The 18,712-nt window shown below is 68.6% G+C and carries 10 protein-coding genes, 1 tRNA gene and 1 pseudogene; 4 read left to right on the top strand and 8 right to left on the bottom strand.

Annotated elements, in window-relative coordinates:
• Nucleotides 1-112: 112 nt before the first annotated feature.
• A complete protein-coding gene (locus tag ACTOQ1_RS37275) occupies nt 113-1,483 on the bottom strand; it encodes a metallophosphoesterase (RefSeq protein WP_440072726.1) in 1,371 nt (456 codons plus the stop codon).
• Nucleotides 1,484-1,705: 222 nt separating this feature from the next.
• On the bottom strand, nt 1,706-4,360 hold the full coding sequence (gene topA / locus ACTOQ1_RS37270; RefSeq protein WP_440072725.1) for a type I DNA topoisomerase: 2,655 nt from the start codon (nt 4,358-4,360) through the stop codon (nt 1,706-1,708).
• Here topA and ACTOQ1_RS37265 point away from each other — a divergent pair.
• Complete coding sequence (locus tag ACTOQ1_RS37265; RefSeq protein WP_425581893.1) at nt 4,287-4,703, top strand: DUF5703 family protein; 417 nt, start codon at nt 4,287-4,289, stop codon at nt 4,701-4,703. The two genes, topA and ACTOQ1_RS37265, sit on opposite strands and share 74 nt — an antisense overlap.
• Before the next feature lie 196 nt (nt 4,704-4,899).
• Here ACTOQ1_RS37265 and ACTOQ1_RS37260 read toward each other — a convergent pair whose 3' ends face one another.
• Nucleotides 4,900-7,197 (bottom strand): chaplin family protein, encoded by a 2,298-nt coding sequence (locus ACTOQ1_RS37260; RefSeq protein WP_440072723.1) that lies wholly within the window; start codon nt 7,195-7,197, stop codon nt 4,900-4,902.
• A gap of 976 nt (nt 7,198-8,173) precedes the next feature.
• Nucleotides 8,174-9,481 carry a M20/M25/M40 family metallo-hydrolase gene (locus tag ACTOQ1_RS37255; protein WP_440072721.1) on the bottom strand — a complete coding sequence of 436 codons (1,308 nt, stop codon included), beginning with the start codon at nt 9,479-9,481 and terminating at the stop codon, nt 8,174-8,176.
• 167 nt (nt 9,482-9,648) lie between these two features.
• On the opposite strand from ACTOQ1_RS37255, the gene ACTOQ1_RS37250 reads away from it, so the two are divergent.
• Nucleotides 9,649-9,734 (top strand) — tRNA-Leu (locus ACTOQ1_RS37250).
• A 64-nt stretch (nt 9,735-9,798) separates the two neighbouring features.
• Complete coding sequence (locus ACTOQ1_RS37245) at nt 9,799-10,230, top strand: hypothetical protein (RefSeq protein WP_440072719.1); 432 nt, start codon at nt 9,799-9,801, stop codon at nt 10,228-10,230.
• Nucleotides 10,231-10,278: 48 nt separating this feature from the next.
• On the opposite strand, the pseudogene ACTOQ1_RS37240 reads toward ACTOQ1_RS37245, so the two are convergent.
• The 3 genes and pseudogenes from ACTOQ1_RS37240 to ACTOQ1_RS37230 all read right to left on the bottom strand — a co-directional run.
• Nucleotides 10,279-11,391 (bottom strand): annotated as a pseudogene (locus ACTOQ1_RS37240) (recombinase family protein); the annotation flags it as partial.
• Nucleotides 11,392-11,772: 381 nt separating this feature from the next.
• Nucleotides 11,773-12,648 carry a hypothetical protein gene (locus ACTOQ1_RS37235; RefSeq protein WP_440072717.1) on the bottom strand — a complete coding sequence of 292 codons (876 nt, stop codon included), beginning with the start codon at nt 12,646-12,648 and terminating at the stop codon, nt 11,773-11,775.
• Nucleotides 12,649-13,047 (bottom strand): hypothetical protein, encoded by a 399-nt coding sequence (locus ACTOQ1_RS37230; protein ID WP_440072716.1) that lies wholly within the window; start codon nt 13,045-13,047, stop codon nt 12,649-12,651.
• 698 nt (nt 13,048-13,745) lie between these two features.
• On the opposite strand from ACTOQ1_RS37230, the gene ACTOQ1_RS37225 reads away from it, so the two are divergent.
• Complete coding sequence (locus ACTOQ1_RS37225) at nt 13,746-14,093, top strand: GntR family transcriptional regulator (RefSeq protein ID WP_440072714.1); 348 nt, start codon at nt 13,746-13,748, stop codon at nt 14,091-14,093.
• A 354-nt stretch (nt 14,094-14,447) separates the two neighbouring features.
• Here ACTOQ1_RS37225 and mobF read toward each other — a convergent pair whose 3' ends face one another.
• Nucleotides 14,448-18,437: a MobF family relaxase gene (gene mobF, locus ACTOQ1_RS37220; RefSeq protein WP_440072712.1), complete on the bottom strand. Its 3,990-nt coding sequence runs from the start codon at nt 18,435-18,437 to the stop codon at nt 14,448-14,450.
• Nucleotides 18,438-18,712 lie beyond the last annotated feature (275 nt).

The raw sequence follows: 18,712 nt of genomic DNA, 5'->3' as shown, positions 1-18,712 counted from the left end.
CTGTTTCCAGAGGTGCTCGTGGAGAGAGTGCCGGAGGTGCTCACCGCGGGATTGTTCAAGGCGCTCACCCCGAGGACGCCGGAGGTGGCCGGAGGTGCTCGTGGCGGGATTGTCAGAGGCGCTCGCGGTGGACTTCCAGCAGGGTGATCTCGGGAGGAGCGCCCACCCGGACCGGCGGCCCCCAGAAGCCCGCGCCCCGCGTCACGTACACCTGGGTGCCGTCCACCTCGCCGAGGCCGGAGACGACCGGCTGCTGCATCGGGACGACCAGGTTGAAGGGGACCATCTGACCACCGTGCGTGTGGCCGGACAGCTGGAGGTCCACGCCGTACGTGGCCGCCTGGACGGCCTGGACCGGCTGGTGGGCGAGCAGGACGGTGGACCGGGAACGGTCGCGGTCGCCGCCCAGCGCCCGCTCGAAGTCGGGACCGTCCCCCGAGGCGACGCCGCCGAGGTCGTTGACCCCCGCGAGGTCGAGCACGGCTCCCCCGTGGGCGATCTCGACGCGCTCGTTGCCGAGCGGGCGGACGCCGAGCCCGCGCAGCTCCTCCATCCACTCCTGCGGGCCGTTGGCGGTGTAGTACTCGTGGTTGCCGGTGACGAAGTAGGCGCCGTAGCGGGATTCGAGGTCCTCCAGCGGCCTGGCCAGCGGGCCGAGTTCGGCCACCGTGCCGTCGACCAGGTCGCCGACGACGGCGACCACGTCGGCCTTCAAGGAGTTGATCATGCGAACGATGCGCCGGGTGTGTTCCGTACCGGTGAGCGGGCCCAGGTGGATGTCGCTGACCACCGCGAACCGCAGGCCGCTCAGGCGCGGATCCAGCCTGGGCAGCACGACCCTGACCGGTTCGATCACCGGGTCGCCGAGAGCCGTCCCGACCCCGAAACCGACCGTGCCCAGCGCCCCCGCCCCGGCGGCGACCGCGGCCGTACGGGCGATGAACAGCCTCCTGCTCATCCCGGCCGGATCGTTCGCCCCGCCGGTGGCCCCTCCGCCGCGCCGCGCGTCCCCGGCACCCGGAACGACGATCACACCGCCGATCGCGGAACCCGTCTCGGGCTCATCCCGGCCGGCGGCATCGGACCGAACGGCGGGCACCGGCCGAGCGGCCACGAGCGCGGTACTCGCCGCCCTGCGGGCGGCCACTCCCGGCGGAACCCGGCGGCGCTCCGCCCGCAGCTCCACCACGCGCAGGACCGTCAGGGCCACGACCCGGGGAATCTCCAGGAGCACCAGGAACACGAAGAGGTAGAACATCACCGCGATCCAGAAGAACCCCGGCCACGCCAGGAAGTGACCCCACTCGCTACGGGAGGCGACCAACGTCACCGGGGCGAGCACGGCCAGGGCGACGAGGATCCACGTCAGCACCCGACGGGTCCGTCCGGGTCGCGTGGTCGAGCGGATCAGGCGATGCCACAGGTAGCAGTGGACCAGCGTGATCGCGAAGACGACCAGCGACACGAAGCCCACGATCGTCACTCGCCTCTCCCGTTCGCCCACCGGCCGCTCCCGGCGCGTTCCGAAGAACGCCCGGGACGGCGAATGCGTTCCCAGAACCCCGGAAGTTCCGAAAATCCGGGAAAGCGGGGCGTCGGGCCTTCACCCAGCGTCACCGGAACCCCGGAACCCGGGCGTCACCGGAGCCCCGGGAACAGGGCGCAGGCCTTCACCCCGCGTCACCGGAGCCCCGGGAACAGGGCGTCAGGCCTTCGCCTTGGCCCGGGTGGTGCGGGGGCGCTTGGGCGCCGGGCCACGGGCACGGCGGTCGGCGAGGAGCTCGGCGGCGCGCTCGGTGGTGATCTGCTCGACCTCGTCACCCTTGCGCAGGGAGGCGTTGGTCTCCCCGTCGGTGACGTAGGGCCCGAACCGCCCCTCCTTCACCACGATCGGCTTCTTGGAGACGGGATCCTCACCCAGTTCGCGCAGCGGCGGCGCCGCGGCGGCCTGCCTCCCCCTGGCCTTGGGCTGGGCGAACAGCTCCTTGGCCCGGTCGAGGGTGACCGTGAACAGCTCCTCCTCCGACGCCAGGGAGCGCGAGTCGGTGCCCTTTTTGACGTACGGCCCGAATCTGCCGTTCTGGGCGGTGACCTCCTGGTCGTCGATCACCCCGAGCACCCGGGGCAGCGACAGGAGCTTCAGGGCGTCTTCCAGGGTGACGGTGTCCAGGGACATCGTCTTGAGCAGCGACCCGGTGCGCGGCTTGGGAACGTCGGCCTTCTTGGTCCTCTTCTTGGCGCCCTCGGCCGGCGGCGCCTCCTCGGGCAGGATCTCGGTGACGTACGGGCCGTAACGACCGTCCTTGGCCACGATCACGTGCCCGGTCACCGGGTCCTTGCCCAGCTCCCGGTCACCCGTCGGGCGGGAGAACAGCTCCTCGGCCATCTCGGCGGTGAGCTCGTCGGGAGCCAGGTCCTCCGGCACGTTCACCCGGGCGCCGTCGCGGTCCAGGTACGGGCCGTAGCGGCCCACCCGGATCATGATGTCGGTGCCCCTGATCGAGAACGAGCTGATCTCCTTGGCGTCGATCTCGTCGAGATCGGTGACCATCTCCTTCAGGCCCTCGTCGCCGTCCACGCCGAAGTAGAACCGGCGCAGCTCCGGCACCCGCTCCGCCCTGTCGTTGGCGATGTCGTCGAGGACCTTCTCCATGTCGGCGGTGAAGTCGTAGTCGACGAGGTGGCCGAAGTGCTGCTCCAGCAGGTTGACCACCGCGAACGCCAGGAAGGACGGCACCAGGGCCGTGCCCTTCTTGAAGACGTACCCTCGGTCGAGGATCGTTCCGATGATCGACGCGTACGTCGACGGGCGGCCGATCTCCCGGTCCTCCAGCTCCTTGATCAGCGACGCCTCGGTGTACCGCGCGGGCGGCTTGGTGGCGTGCGCCAGCACGTTGAGGGCGGACGCGGTGAGCGGGTCGTTCTCGGTCAGGTTCGGCAGGCGCTTCTCGGAGTCGTCCCGGTCGGTGGACGGGTCGTCCGCGCCCTCGACGTAGGCCTTCAGGAAGCCGTGGAAGGTGATGGTCCGCCCGGAGGCGGTGAACTCGACCCGCTCGCCGGAGCCTGACGTGCCGTCCACCTTGACGGTGACCGACTCGCCGACCGCGTCCTTCATCTGGGAGGCCACGGTCCGCTGCCAGATCAGCTCGTACAGGCGGAACATGTCGCCGCTCAGCCCGGTCTCGCCCGGCGTGCGGAACTCCTCGCCCGAGGGACGGATCGCCTCGTGCGCCTCCTGCGCGTTCTTGACCTTGCTGGCGTAGACGCGCGGCTTGTCGGGCACGTACGCCGCGCCGTACAGCTTGATGGCCTGGCTGCGGGCCGCCGCGACGGCGGTCTCCGACAGCGTGATGCTGTCGGTTCGCATGTAGGTGATGAAGCCGTTCTCGTACAGGCGCTGGGCGACCTGCATGGTCGACTTCGCGGAGAAGCCCAGCTTGCGGCTGGCCTCCTGCTGCAGCGTGGTCGTCCTGAACGGCGCGTACGGCTTGCGGGTGTACGGCTTGCGCTCGACGGACCTGACCTTGTACGGCACCCCGGCCAGGCGCCCGGCCAGGGCGTGGGCGGCCTGCTCGTCGAGGTGGAGCACGTCGGCGCTCTTGAGGGTGCCGTTGCTCGCGAAGTCGCGGCCCTGGGCGACGCGCTTGCCGTCCACGCCGGTGAGCATGGCGGTGAACTCGTGCGGGACCTCGTCGCGGCCGGTGTCGAGCAGCGCCTGCAGGTCCCAGTAACTCGCGCTGGTGAACGCCAGGCGCTCGCGCTCGCGCTCCACGACCAGCCGGGTCGCCACGGACTGCACGCGCCCGGCGGACAGCTTGGGCTTGACCTTCTTCCACAGGACCGGGCTGACCTCGTAGCCGTAGAGGCGGTCGAGGATGCGCCTGGTCTCCTGGGCGTCGACCAGCCTCAGGTTCAGGGCGCGGGGGTTGGCCACCGCCTCCTGGATCGCCCGTGGCGTGATCTCGTGGAACACCATGCGGTGGACCGGGACCTTGGGATTGAGCACCTCACGGAGGTGCCAGGCGATCGCCTCGCCCTCGCGGTCCTCGTCAGTGGCGAGATAGAGCTCGTCGGCGTCCTTGAGCAGCTGCTTGAGCTTGCTCACCTGTGCCTTCTTGTCGTGGTTGACGACATAGAGCGGCTCGAACTCGTGATCCACGTTGACGCCGAGGCGTGCCCAGGACTCCCCCTTGTACTTCTCGGGGATGTCGTCGGCCTTCTCGGGGAGGTCGCGAATATGCCCGATGCTGGACTCCACGACGTAGCCGCGGCCGAGGTACCCGGCGATGGTCTTCGCCTTGGAAGGCGACTCGACGATCACCAGGCGGGTTCCGTCGGCGTTGCCGTTCTTGGCTGGCACGCTGCTTCCTACCTCGCTGTTCGCATTCGTTCCCCGTTTTCTTCCCCTCGGGTTACCCGGTCTCAGCCGGGGACACTCCCAAGAGAAGCCGCAAGGACGCAGAATAAAGCCCTATGAGTGTCGACGTCCCCCAGCTCACCCTCGGAGACTAATCGCTGTGCTCGACTACTCCTACTTGGTTCTCCACCTTCCGCGTGGCACATCCCGGGACGCAGCCCGGCGGATACTGACCGAACATGCAGAATACGGCGACTGGGAGCTCGACCGCCTGCGACTGTATCCCGACGGTCGCCGGGACGTCCGACTGCGCCGGAAGATCATACGTGTGACCAGGACGATGTGATCCCCGGACATGGCTTTGCCCGCTCCGGGCCGCGCCCCCGGAACGGGCAAAGCTTCCATGCCTCGCCGGCCGGGCGGACGCCGCGCCACCGGGGCGCGGCCGTCCTGTCCCACCGCCGTCGAGGCGCCTGCGCGCCTTCCTCAGTGGCTCTGGGAAAGCGTGTCTAATGGGTGACTAATGCCTTACTTTCTGCGCCTTACTTCTTGCCGAAACGGATCCGGCGGGTGGTGCCGAAGACCGTCGCGGCGACCGCGGCCATCGCGCCGATCAGCAAGGTGACCAGGGAACCGACGTTCATCCCGGTCACCCCGACAGGCTGGGCGGCGCTCATCAGGCCCAGGTCACCGACCGGCAGGGAGCCCGCCGGAGTCGAGGAGGCCAGGTCGGTGACGGGAGCCAGCGGCGAGCCGTTCCCGGCCGCCGCGGCCCGGTCGCTCGCCGGAGTGGCGGGCACGGCAGGCACAGCGGGAAGCTCGGGCAGCTCGGGCAGCCTCGCGGCGGCAGGGAACCGCGCCTGGTCCGCCGCGCCCTGGGCCGCGGGCATCGCCGACACGCCGGAGGCGGACGCCTGACCGGCCGCGCCGCCGAGAGCCGGGACGGCCGGGAGGGCGGGCAGCAGACCGCTCGTCCGGTGCCTGCCGGGCTTGGAATCCCCGCCGTGACCGTTGTCGTAGCCACCGTGACCCCCGGGACCACCGTGGCCGCCGTGGCCGCCGGGACCGCCCCACTGGCCGCCGTCGTGACCACCGGGACCGCCGTGGCCACCGCCCGGACGCCCGGACGGGCCGCCGGCGCGGGAGCCGCCGAGGCAGCCCGCGGCGGCGTCGCCCAGGACGGCGACCGCGTTGCCGCAGATGTTGATCGGCGCGGTGATCGGCGCCACCACCTGGTTGCCGCCCAGCACCGAACCCCGGCCGGACGTGGTGTTGCCACCCGCGCCACCGCCACCGCCGGCGCCGCCCACGACGGACGCACCGCCCTGGCAACCGGCGAACGCGCCGCCCAGGACGGCGACCGCGTTGCCGCAGACGTTGATCGGCGCGGTGATCGGCGCCACCACCTGGTTGCCGCCCAGCACCGAACCCCGGCCGGACGTGGTGTTGCCACCCGCGCCACCGCCACCGCCGGCGCCGCCCACGACGGACGCACCGCCCTGGCAACCGGCGAACGCGCCGCCCAGGACGGCGACCGCGTTGCCGCAGACGTTGATCGGCGCGGTGATCGGCGCCACCACCTGGTTGCCGCCCAGCACCGAACCCCGGCCGGACGTGGTGTTGCCACCCGCGCCACCGCCACCGCCCCGGCCCGCGGGCACCGACACTCCTCCGGGGCAACCCGCCTGGCCGTTGCCGACGGCGTTGCCGCAGACCTCGGCGGGCGCGGTGATCGGCGCCACCACCTGGTTGCCGCTGCCGGCGCCGAAGCGCCCGTCGGTGTCGTTGCCCGGCCGGCCGTAACCCCCGGGGCCGCCAGGACCGCCGGGACCGCCGGGACGGGGACCGTGCTTCCAGCCGTCGCCGGGACCGCCCGAACCGGGGCCGCCCGGACGCGGGCCGTGCTCCCAGCCGCCACCGGGACGCGGCCACTGCTTCCCGCGGTCGCCGTGGTCGCCGTAACCGGGCTTGCCCGGCTTGCCGCCGGGCCTGCCGTGCTCTCCGGGCTTACCCGGCCACCCAGGACCACCCGGGTGCCCAGGACCACCCGGGTGCCCGGGGCCGCCCGGGTGCCCAGGACCGCCCGGGGTGCCGCCGCCGACGACCTCGGCACCGCCCTCGCAACCGGAGAAGGCCCCGCCGACGACGGCGACCGAGTTGCCGCAGATGTTGATCGGCGCGGTGATCGGCGCCACCACCTGGTTGCCGCCCAGCACCGAACCCCGGCCGGACGTGGTGTTGCCACCGGCACCGCGACCGGCCCCACCCTGATTGCTCACCGAGGCCCCGCCACGGCAACCGGCGGTCGCGCCGCCGAAGATCGCGAACGAGTTGCCACAGGCGTTGATCGGCGCGGTGATCGGCGCCACCACCTGGTTGCCGCCGCCGATGCTGTGCTCACCGTTCGTGCGGTTGCCGCCGGCTCCGCCGCCGCTTCCGCCCTGGTTCCGCACCGAGGCGCCGCCCCGGCAGCCCGCCTCGGAGCGGCCGAACACCGACACCGCGTTGCCACAGGCGTTGACGGGTGCGGTGATGGGAGCGACGACCTGGTTGCCGCCCAGCACCGAACCCCGGCCGGACGTGGTGTTGCCACCGGCGCCCGTGTCGCCGTCACCGTTCTCGACGGAGGCGCCGCCCTCCGAGGACGCGGCCGACTGCCCGGCCACACCGACGGCGTTGCCGCTGATGTCGACCGGCAGGGTGATCGGGAGTTTGACCTGGTTTCCTCCACCGATCGAGTGGTCGCCGTCGGTGTCGGCGAAGGCCGTACCGCCGCCCATGGCCATGACGCCCAGTGCGAGCAGTGCCGCGGGGGCCGTGCCCGTAACCCACGTACGCATGATTGAAGCTCCTAGCAGTTTCGGGGGGGACCTGACCCTCGTGGGGGCGCGCGAAGCCATGCGAAGGCCGGACAGGCCCGCACAGCGGAGGCCCCGACGGGCCGTCACGAGGAATGGGAAATGCCTTTTCTGCTGCCTGCTGGTCGCTCACCGAACGGAGCGGTTCTCCTGGGGACGGAGGATGAAGGCAGGCTCCGCGACCGGCGGATCACCCGAGAGGGGATGGGCCGGTCCGCGAGACGAGATCAGTCAGGAGAGAAAGAAGGATCGTCCGCCGCTGTGCGGACGACAGGGGGGAGCACGAACGCCGGCGGGACACGCCGCGTCATCTGCCGCGGGTCGTAGGCGAACCACGCGACATCCCCCGGACCCGGTCCTGGGAGGCCGGATCCACCACCGCTCTGGGGCACGAATCCATTGGCGCCAGAGCCGTGTTCGACGGTGGCGGGGACCGGGAACCCCGGCTTGGACTGGCTGGTGAGCCCGTCCACACCTCGCCCCGCCATGGCTTCGGCATTGTGCGTCGCCGACAGCCCGCCGCTGACCGTGGGGAAGACATCGGCTCTGGAAGCCGATCCGGAAGCGGCTGTGTGAGGGGTCTGGGAGCCTGCCTCTCCTGTCGTCGCGGTGGTGTCCGCGATCGCGGGAGCGGCGCCGAGGAGCCCGAAGACGACCGCGAGCAGCCATGCGGCGGCCAGGAGACCGCCGATAGCGAGGGCTTGCCTGACGCCCCGCCGAGTGCCGGCCGCGAACCGCGCCATCCGGTCAGCCCGGTCGGGGATCGTGTCGTCGACGGGAAGGGCCACGGGCGCGCGTCGAACAGCGGGCGAGGACGCCCTCCACTGTCCGTGCGGCACACGTGCCACGTGACCTCCCCAAAGCTCCTGGACGGGCCCGTTTGGACACGAGCCATCCCTCAACGGAGAGTTACGCTAGCACCACATCGAGTCAACACAACGGATTTCCCGGGAACGACTCAGCAGCCGTCCAGGAAACGGTCAAGGACCCGGACCCCGAACCGGAGCGAATCCACCGGCACCCTCTCGTCGATGCCATGGAACATCCCGGAGAAGTCCAGGTCCGCGGGCAGCCTCAGCGGCGCGAACCCGAACCCCCGGATGCCCAGCCTGCTGAACGCCTTGAGGTCCGTACCCCCCGACAGCGTGTACGGCACGGCCAGCGCGCCCGGGTCCTCGGCGGCGAGGGCGTCGGCCATCGCGCGCACCAGCGGCCCGTCGAAGCCGGTCTCGATGGCGATGTCGTGGTAGACGAACTCCCTGGTCACATTGGGGCCGAGCAGTCCGTCGAGCGTCTCGAAGAACTCGTCCTCGTACCCCGGCAGGAAGCGGCCGTCCACGTGGGCGGTCGCGGCCTGGGGGATCACGTTGGCCTTGTAGCCGGCCTCCAGCATCGTGGGGTTGGCGGTGTTGCGCAGCGTGGCGCCGATCATCCTGGCGAGCGGCCCCAGCTTGGCGACGGTCTTCTCGGCGTCGTCGAGGTCGAGGTCCAGCTCCAGGGCCCTGGAGGTCTCCTCCAGGAACGTCCTGACCGTCCGCGTCATCCGGACCGGCCACTCGTACCGGCCGATGCGGCCCACCGCCTCGGCCAGCTCGGTGACCGCGTTCTCGGCGTTGAGCATGGAACCGTGCCCGGCCCTGCCCGTGGCGGTAAGGCGCATCCAGGCGATGCCCTTCTCGGCGGCCTCGATCAGGTAGAGCCTGCGCGCCTCGTCGATGGAGACGCTGAACCCGCCCACCTCGCCGATCGCCTCGGAACACCCGTCGAACAGGTCCTTGTGCTCGTCGGCCAGCCACTGCGCGCCGTACTTGCCGCCCGCCTCCTCGTCGGCGGTGAACGCCAGCACCACGTCCCTCGGCGGGCGGCGGCCCTCGCTGAGCCGCTGCCGTACGACCGCGAGGATCATCGCGTCCATGTTCTTCATGTCGACCGCGCCGCGCCCCCAGACGCAGCCGTCGGCGATCTCGCCGCTGAGCGGGTGCTGGGTCCAGTCGTCCGCGTTGAAGGGGACGACGTCCAGGTGCCCGTGGAGCAGCAGTGCGTCGCGGGAGGAGTCCTCCCCCGCGATGCGGGCGATCACGTTGGCCCGGCGGCTGTCCGACTCCAGGATCTTCGGCTCCAGCCCGACCTCCGACAGCTTCTCGGCCACGTACTCGGCGGCGGCCCGCTCACCGGGCCCCGAGTTGTCGCCCGCGTTGGTCGAGTCGATCCGGATCAGGTCGCGGCACAGCCCGACGACCTCGTCCTCAGCGTTGATCGCCGTCATGTGGGACTCCTTGGGGTTCGGTACGGCTTCCACCTCCCATCCTGCCGCCGGACCCCCCTTCCCGGCACCTCGCCCTTGCCCGCCCTCTTACCGATATGACGCCGGCTCAAGAGTTTGCTAACCTAAGTCCGCCGACGCGGGATGACGGTCCCACGTGCAGGCACCACGTCCGGGTGGCGGAATAGGCAGACGCGCTAGCTTGAGGTGCTAGTGCCCTTTGCGGGGCATGGGGGTTCAAGTCCCCCCTCGGACACAAACCGGTGGCCTATGGGGTCCTGGTCACGTGCAGACGTGACCAGGACTTTCTGTTTTGACGGATGGTAGATCAGCCGCAGTCCGATGTTCGTGTAGATCTTGGCCTTCCGGATCGGGTCGGCATTCGAGAGAACTCGCACCATGTCTCCAAGCCTGTGCGTGATCTCCGCCAGCTCATCACGCCCCAGCCGCCTCTGAGGCAGTACGTGCGCGCGGCCGAGACGTTGCTCGACCGCGGTCTTGCGGACAAGCTCTTCCTGGATCCATCCGGCGACGAGCGCCGGGTCGGCGCCCGCCTCAAGGGCAGCCCGATGCTGGGCGAGCTTGCGGTCACACTCGGTGATCTGGCGGCGTGCCACAGCGAGTGCTTGGGCCTCGGGCGGTGTCACGTCCTGTGCGGCCGCCAGGACGTCGAGAGTCTGATCAACGTTGTGGGGCGCGAACAGCCGGCCGAGCCAGCGGTCCAGTCGCGGGACGACGCGGTCCTCTCGTAGGTAGACGTTGCGGGGATGCATGAGGTGGTTGGCCAAGGCATACTCCTCGGGGAAGCGGCAACGGTAGTAGGCCGCGTCGTTGACCCATTGGCCCTGCATTCTGCGGTCGCAGACACCGCAGTACAGCAGCCCCCGGAGCTGATACGGCTTGGGAGTGCGCTTGCGGGTCTTGTCGGTGTGGCGATCGCCTCGCCCCGTCAGCGTCATCTGCACGGCGTCGAAGTCCTCCGTGGACACGATCGGCGGGTGAACGACTGTCTTCGACCAGACCCAGTCCTGCTTGGAGTTCCACCTGAGCTTCGTTGTGTGGCCCAGGCCGACGTCGTCCACATCGATGAGGACCTCATCCTTACGCTGGCGGTTCCACACCTGGTGGCCGGTGTAGCGGGGGTTGGTCAAGATGGCGCGCACCGCGCTCTTGGACCAGGCGATGCCGGAGCGGTGACGGTTCCGGTCTGGATCGTGAGCTGATGGGCTGGGAATCCCGTTGCGGGTCAGTCTTTCGGCAATGGCGAACAGGCCGTAGCCGTCGAGGAAGACCGCGAAGATCTCTTCCACCACGGGCGCGGCGACGGGATCAAGCTCCAGCCGGTGAGCACGTTTGCCGTCGGCTGCCTTGGCCGGGTTGGGGTGTGGGCCCGCGTCGGCCAGCCGGTAGCCATAAGGCGGCCGACCTCCCAGAAAGCGGCCTTCCATCTGGGCTTGGGCTGACATGGCGCTGCGCACGCGGATCTTGATGCGGTTGCGCTCGCCTTTGCTCATACCACCGAACACGCTCATGACGAGGTCATGGGCCTCGTTGTTCGGGTCGATGGGGCCGCCCACCTCGGGCACCCAGAGCGGGACCCTGAAGTGCTCGAAGACGGGAAAGGTCAGGCCGTACTGGTTGCCGTAGAAGGCTCGTTGCGGCTCACCGATCACCACCGCGTCGAAGCCGCGGTCGGGGTTGCGTAGTTCGGCGAGCAGCGCCGCCGCGTGCGGGCGGCGCTGCCAGGGGATCGAGCGGGACTTGTCGACGTCGAAGAACTCGGTGACGATCACGCCCCCGCGCGACTCGATGAGCGCGCGGGAGCGGGTGATCTGCCAGCCTCGCGAGGACTGGGGATCCTGCTTGTCCTCGGTGGAGACCCGGCCGTAGAAGGCGAAGCGGATGGTGTTCATGGGTCCTATGCGACGTTGGGGCGGTTGACGAGCATGGTTTGGTGAGCCTCCAGCAGGATGGCGAGCAGTTCCGTGGCGGCGCCGGGCGTCAGGCGGGGCGGTCCACTTGGTAAGACGATGTGCGGAGTCCGCTGTTTACGAGTGGTGGATGCGGTCATGATGAGAGGCGCTCCTATGCGTTAGTTGCTGGCGGGTAGGGGTGCGGCCCCGGCGACGTGCTTGGCGGTACTGGAGTCGGGGCCGTTTTGCCGCCGTACCTTGGCGTAGATCCGCACGTTGCGGCTGGCATCTCGGCAGGGCGGCGGGTCGGATGTTTCCGTGACGTCGAAAGCGCAGGCTGCCCGCGGTGTTTTCTCAAGCAGGACAGTGCTTTGCGTCTGGTCATGACGCAGATCTCTTAGCCACGAGTGGGTGGCACGTCGGGCAGCGCGCCACAGTGTTGTCGTGAAGTTCCACCTGCCGGGTGCGCTCGTCGCAGTGACCGCACCAATTTGGGGCGATCTTCAGCGACGGACTGGGCTCGACGCCCTTGACCGCAGGCAGGAACCTGTCGGGGTCATCCTCGATTGCCGTGGCCACGTAGCGACTTCGGTGCTTGACGGGCCGGCCATCGAGGATCGTGTGGCGGATCGCGGCCGCGTCGAGGAGGCGGATCTCGCGGCCGGTCAACTCAGCCAGGAGCTGGACGATACCGCGATCGATGGAGTCGTCGTCGTTCGCCCAGGCACGCGCGTTACGGCGAGAAGATGACTGATTTTCTTCATCTTCTTCCGTCCTAGTCCCCTTCGGGGACTGGACGGAACTGCGTGGCGTTAGTAACGCGTTACGTTTGGCGTTACCAACGCCACCGTCGACGGCGTGTGGCTCGGTCCGGTCACGTCGCCTGTCTCGCCACCTTTTCTGCCGCTCGGCGTTGGCTTTCCGTTCTTTCTCCACCCGCTCCTTAGCGGGCACGAATGCGAAGAAGTCGTGAATCACCCACCCCTTCGCCACCGGCGCCGGGCAGAGATCGGAGGGACACTCTTCGCCAGGCGGATGCCAGGTACCCCGGGACACGAGTTCGGCGATGAAGCGCAGCGGCTTCCGCACTCGCGGACACACGTCGATCAGGTCTTCCTGGAGTACCGCACCGTCGGTCAGGTTGCGGGCACACCAGAAGATCGCTGTGAAATGTATACGGAATGCGGCGTCCGACAGGCCTGCTACCTGCCTCCGAGTCGGGAATCGGTCGTCGAAGTACAGCCCTTCCCGTTTCATCTAGTGCCTGCCTCTGTACGTCAGATGCAGACCGGCCGTGGTGTTGAAGGCACGGTCGATTCGGAGCGCGAGGTCACGTGCTGACTTCCGGGCTGCCGCAAGTTCTGACAGAGCCTTGTCAAGTCGCTCGGCGGGGTCGCCATGATCGTCACCCAGTTGCCCGGATTCCTGCATGCGCCGCAACGCCTCGCCGAGTTGCCCCAGCAGTTGGTCAAGCCCGGCTGTCGAACTGCCGATACGGCCGAGGACGTCATACACGGTGGACGGATAAGTGACGCCGACATGGGAGAGCGTGGCGTGGTTGAGGACCCGGACGGCCTCGGACACGGCTGCGGCGACCTCGCTGGTGTAGTCGTCACCATGGGGGCCATCCGACGACAGCCAGACGGTCTCAGCCATCGGCATTGACTCCGATCGCTGAGATCTTGTCAAGATGCCCGCGTCCCGTCAGAGTAGTGACGAGAGTCAGCAGCCGACGCATGAGCCATTGGGGCACCCCTAGGGTGTCCGTGCTCGCGATCGATGGGATGCTGAACATGACCTACTCCTTTCGAGTGGGTCTGATGGGAGGCCCGGCGCCGGCCAGCCTCGAAGCAATGCGGGCGCCGGGTCCTTCTGTAGTGAACGTGCAGAGGGCCAACTTCATGATTCGGCGGGGAGCTGTTCAGCTACGCCGACATGCGTAGTTGTCCGCTTCTCGTCTACCAGTGCTCCCCCAGACGTCTCACCCCCTCGTGTTCCAGGAATCACGCACGTAGCAGACGTATCTCCCATGATGACACAAATCCCTTTGCTGGGCTTGACTCAAACGAGTCAGAAGATTTGCCTCGCGCTTGAGCGCTTCGTGATCCCTCTGAGCCTTCATCACCTTCACACCGCACCGCTGATTTGCCATGCACGCACATCCATGCGGCTAGTGATCCAAAGCACGGCCGACATCACACCAGGTGGGAGCCATCAGCCCATGCTGATCGCTCCCACCTTTCCTCCTTGCCCGACGATCAATTTTACCTAGGTAGACACCACTGTACTAGTTCAATTTAGGTGTAGCTCAACTATGCTTTCCTAGTACAGCTGAAGGGCTTAGCCTTGGTGATGTGTCCGTGCCTGATTTCAGCGATCCTCGGCCTGCCTACCTGCAGATCGCAGACAACCTGCGTCAAGAGGTGGCGGCAGGTCGACTCAAGCTCGGCGAGCGGCTTCCGGCGCGGCGGCAGTTGGCCCAGCGCTACGGCGTGGCCGTCGAGACGGTCCGTCGAGCCTTGGACGAACTCGCGCACGATGGCCTGATCAGCACGCAATCGACGCGCGGCACATACGTGGTCAAGCCTCCTGATCAGAATGAGCCGTCCTCCGAACTTCAGCAGGTGATGACCGAGGTGCGCCGGCTGGCCGAACGCGTAGAAGATCTGGAGTCTCGCGTGAAAGACCTCGAAAGCCGCTGACCCCCTCCACGCGCCCCTTCGAGCTCCATCCTTCAGAACGCCGCGCGTGCAATGCCACGCACCTTCGAGATTTCTCCCTCTCGGAGTTCCGGGCTCTTCCTGGCAGCAGCCGAATCGGCCTGCGCGGAGCCGCAGGTCCAGGTGGAGCGGCCCGAGCGGAGCGAGGGACGACTACCTGGAGGTGTGGCTCCGCGCAGGCCATCATCGGCTTGCGAGGAAGATCCGGGCGGCCGCGATCCTCGCCCGCCATCGAAGAAGATCGTTTCTGACGATTCCGCCTGCCGGCGTCTTCTTCCAGAGCTCGCGAAAGGCAGTGACGCTCTCTCGCGCCAGGCGGCGCCTACGCTTCCGTGCTCACATACTGAAGCCAGACCCACGACGAAGATCGTTGCGAATGCGATTGGTCGGTGGCCGGTATGCCGGGGAGGGGCCACGCTGGTTGATGCGGCTGTGGGACGGCTGAGCGTCCGGTCGCTTTGCTGTGGCCTGTTCGGCTCGGACGGCTCGTTCGAGGCCGCGCTGGTCAGGTGACAGGTCGACGCGGCGCATGATCTCGCGTTGGATCGTGGTGAGTTCGCGCTGAGCGGCCTCATGAGCTTGGCGAAGCTCTTGAACGCGCATCTGGACGATGTCGACGTCGCTGTCTCGGGCAGCCTGCAGGCTGATGTCGAAGGAGTGCGACAGTTCGGCGTGGCGGCGGCGCAGGTGCGGCCAGGTGCCAACCAGCGGGGCCTGTGCGGCGGTCTGGCGAGCGGACTCTTCCAAGGCAGGGCCGTGAGCACGGATCGGCGCGAGGCGCTGGATTATGCGCTCCTCGCTTTCGTGCAGGTCGATGAGCTCGGCCGTCAGGTCTCGGCGGCGGCCTCGCTGCCACGGGCGCAGGCTGGCCAGTTCGTCCTTGACGGCATGCTCTTGCCGGCGCAGCTCAGTCAGGCGCCGGCGGCCCTCGGTGACCGCCTGGCGTGCCTTCTGGAGCTGGAGGGCGGCAGCCTCGGCCGCCTCAATCCGGCTGCTCTGCTCCTCGATGTCGGCGCGCTCGGCCAGCAGGCATCGTTCTTGTGGACCTCCGCCCTCAGCGGCCAGGCGCTGAGCGATCTGTTCGGCGGCTCTAGCCTCGGCGACCGTCGTGTCGAGTTGTCTTCCGAGTCGGCTCATGCGGTGACCCAGCTCGGCGTCGTCGGCCAACCCGACACCATAGGGGGAGTTGGTGAGGGACTGCAGGACACGGGCGCGCTGCACGGTGATGCGAGCCGCGCGATCGGCGGCCTGCACCTCGGCTTGGGCACGCTCGAACTCGGCGTATGAAGACGCGTCTGCTTGGACAGGCTGGGTGAGGCCTGTCTGGTGGGCGATGGGTTCGGGTTCGGGAGTCAAGAGCTGGTCGGCGCGGTCGTCGTAGAGGGCCGTGGCGTAGGCTGCCAGGGCGCGCTGCAGTTCGTCGGCCGGGCCGCGGGTTGGGCCGTGGCGGAGCCGGTCGGCGTTGCTTTCCAGGAGCTCAAGAGGTAAGTACAGGTGGGCGCTGTGCCGATCGCGGCTCAGGGCCGTGTACGCGCTGTTCGGGTCCAGGCCCAGACCGTAGACGAACGTGTTTCGACCGGTCAGACCTTGGGCGGAAGCCACGGTCATCACGGTGCCGTACGACAGGCCACCAGCCGCGATGTAGGCGGGGCTCACCCATTCACGTATCAGTGCGGCTCCATCCAGCCCAGCCTGACGCCACTCGACCTGTACGCCCCGCCTGCTGTCGATGGCGGTGACATGGCCGCGGTAGCCATTGAGAACGTCCACCGGGCCCTCACCGCGGCGGGCGCGGTAGTCGTTCTTGCGTACCCGTACGTGGTCCCCGACGGCCAGGGCGATGCTTGAGCCGCCGGCCAGGTGGTAGAGGCGTTCAGGGCCGGACAGCTCGCCCAGTTCGCGGCGAATCGCTCGGGCGGCCAGGTTGAGCCGGTTGGCAGCCTCGTTCGTTCCTGCCAGCACCAGCAGGTCGGCCAGTTCATCATGCACGCCCGGCCCTTCGACGCCCCGGTACGGTTGCCGGGCGCCGGCCCAGTCGGCGATCAGCCGGGCCATCGTGTCGTCGGCTCCTGCCTCGGCGTGTACGTGGCCGCCTGAGGCCCAGGTGTGCAGGGCTTGGCGGCGTTGGCCGGCTCGGAACAACTCCAGGGCTTGGCGTTCGAGGGGGTCGCGCTGGCGGCGGTTCTGCCGCAGCACCAGCCCGTCGACCTGGCGGTGGATGGCGGCGAATCCACCGCCCACGCCTATCGCGCGCAGTTGCTTTGGGTCCCCGAGGAGCACCACCTTGGTGCCGTGCCGTTCAGCGTTGTCCAGGAGAGTGGCCAACTGGCGGTCGTCGACCATGGCGGCTTCGTCGACCACCAGCGCGTCCACCCCGGCCAACCCCTGTCCGCGCTGGATGCGCAGTAGCCAGGTGGTGATCGTGTCAGTGCCGATGCCGGATTCGGCGCGCAGGGTGGCGGCGGCGACCGCCGCGGTGGCCGCGCCCCGGACCACCAAGCCACGGCTCTCGTAGGCGGCGCGGGCGGCGGCCATCAACGTGGTCTTGCCCGCGCCGGGCACGCCGATGATCGCTTCTACCCCGTGCCCGGCGCGCAGGACTCGTTCCAGCACAGCTCGTTGCTCGCCGGTGAAGGCCATCTGGTGGCCGACCTGGAAGGTGTCCAGGGCCAGGCGGACGGCATCAGCGTCCAGCACGGCCACACCGCCGTTGTAGCGGCGGCGCACGGTGGCCAGTAGGGCCTGTTCGGCGGCAAGGATGTCGGTGTTGGTGTAGCGAGCGGAGTTGGCCATGTGACGCGCTCCGGCATCACTCAGCCGCACCGCTGGAGCCAGTGCCAGCACCTCATCGGCCAGCGTCTCGGCCTCGGCCAGATCCGTCACCCCGTCGGGGAGCGCATCCAGGACCGCGGCCAGCACAGCGGCCCGGGACACCTCCTTGCGATGCGCGGTCAACCCGCTCTCCGGCCGCCAGATCCACGCCGCGATCTCTATCGGAGAAGGCCGCACGGGAAACGGTGTGCCACTACGGCAGGCTGCGACCAGCGCGACCGGGTCCATGCCGGTCGCTTCGAGCTGGTTGTGCCAGTCGGCGCGTAACTCGGCTTGCCCGGGGTCTGTTCTGTGCTGGCGGCTTTCGGCCGAGGCCACCTTCTTGGCCCGTCGGGAGGCCTCTCCAGCGGCGAAACCGAGTTTGGTCAGTACCTGCTTCACCTGGCCGTCACGCTTGGAGAACAACGTCCGTACCGCGGCTGGAATGGCCGCGATCTCCCACTCTCCGGTCTCCGGATTCCGGATCCAGGCGATGCCGTAGTGCTCAGTCGCCACTCGGCGCACTCGCGCCTTGAAGAAGGCGTCGGCGGCGTGCGCGTGCCGGTACAAGTCCCGACCTCCGGACGCGACCGCCGACCATTTCCCATCCAACCCGCGCGCTGCGTTCACGATCACCACGTGCGCGTGCCAGTGCGGATCCGGCGCCGACACCCCCACCGGACGCGCGGTTCGGTGCGTCATCACCCAGCCGAGCAACCCGCTCGTGCCCATCTGCTCAGCCAGCCGGCCGTCGCCCTGGTGACCTCGCTGACCGTAGCCCACCCACTGCTCAACCGCCGCGACCGTCTCGAACACCGCTTCAGCGGCGACGCCTTCCAGTGCCGCGGCGAAGCCGGGGTCGGCCAGCCCGATCAGCACCGACACGCTCTTGGTCACGTCAAGAGTCAGGTCATAGCCGCGGTTGCCGATGCGAACCCGTGCGTCGCGCCACTTACGCGCGTGCGCCAGTTCTTCTCGCTCGTACACCTCTGCCAGGTCGACACCGGCGGCGAAAGCCAACCGTTCCAGATCACCAATGCGCACCAGGTGCGCCTCGCCCTGCCGAGCGATACCGCGTGCCATCTGAGCCGCCCGCTTGACCATCGCCGGGCGGGCGGCCAACAGGCCCTCCACAGTGATGCCGCGCTTGGCTGCGGTAGCCTCCAGCGCCTCCCCAAGCGGCGCCGCAGGCAGCTTGCCGCGCGGATCGACGACATGCTTGGCCTTCATCAGCAGCTCGCCGGTAATCGGGTCCTCACCGTTCATCAATGCCCGCGCCATACCGTGCTGGTCGGCCGTCAGCGCAGTGCCCGGGACGATGCCCACCTCACGCAGACCCTCACCGACCCACACCAGCCCGCGCTCACCGCCCAGCCGGTAGCTCAGCTGCCCGTCCAGTTCCTCACTGGGGTCGTGACCGCGCTCGCCCGCATGCGGTACGCCACAACCGGCGCCCTCCCGTAATCGATAATCCACCTGCTCCATGCAGGGACCGAGCACATTCACCCAGGCCATGCGACCCCCGTCCAGACGGTGGCGGTAACGACGATGGCAGGGCCACTGATGGCGGGAGCAGCCCAAGATGTATCGCAGATACCTTCGGTCTAAGTCTTGAATTGATCTTGTAAGGAATTATGACAGATTGTGTTGATGTTAGGTAGATCGTAATTAGAGATGGTGATAGCGGTGTTGAAGTAGTGGTTTCTAAAAGATCTTGCTTGAAGGTTGTTGCACATGGATTTGATTGTCAGTAACTGGCTGCCGATCACCTTGGGCGGCCGAGAGTGCTC

Source organism: Streptosporangium sp. OZ121 (assembly GCF_051918885.1).
In the GTDB taxonomy this organism is placed as follows: domain Bacteria; phylum Actinomycetota; class Actinomycetes; order Streptosporangiales; family Streptosporangiaceae; genus Streptosporangium.
The sequence above is the reverse complement of the archived record's forward strand: the minus strand, read 5'-3'. Positions and strand labels throughout refer to the sequence as shown.

What these genes read in the sequence shown, in the direction of transcription:
- mobF (WP_440072712.1), bottom strand. Translation starts at nt 18,437, where the DNA reads ATGGCCTGGGTGAATGTGCTCGGTCCCTGCATGGAGCAGGTGGATTAT.
- ACTOQ1_RS37245 (WP_440072719.1), top strand. Translation starts at nt 9,799, where the DNA reads ATGGTAGATCAGCCGCAGTCCGATGTTCGTGTAGATCTTGGCCTTCCG.
- ACTOQ1_RS37260 (WP_440072723.1), bottom strand. Translation starts at nt 7,197, where the DNA reads ATGCGTACGTGGGTTACGGGCACGGCCCCCGCGGCACTGCTCGCACTG.
- ACTOQ1_RS37230 (WP_440072716.1), bottom strand. Translation starts at nt 13,047, where the DNA reads ATGGCTGAGACCGTCTGGCTGTCGTCGGATGGCCCCCATGGTGACGAC.
- ACTOQ1_RS37255 (WP_440072721.1), bottom strand. Translation starts at nt 9,481, where the DNA reads ATGACGGCGATCAACGCTGAGGACGAGGTCGTCGGGCTGTGCCGCGAC.
- ACTOQ1_RS37235 (WP_440072717.1), bottom strand. Translation starts at nt 12,648, where the DNA reads ATGAAACGGGAAGGGCTGTACTTCGACGACCGATTCCCGACTCGGAGG.
- ACTOQ1_RS37265 (WP_425581893.1), top strand. Translation starts at nt 4,287, where the DNA reads ATGGTCTTCGCCTTGGAAGGCGACTCGACGATCACCAGGCGGGTTCCG.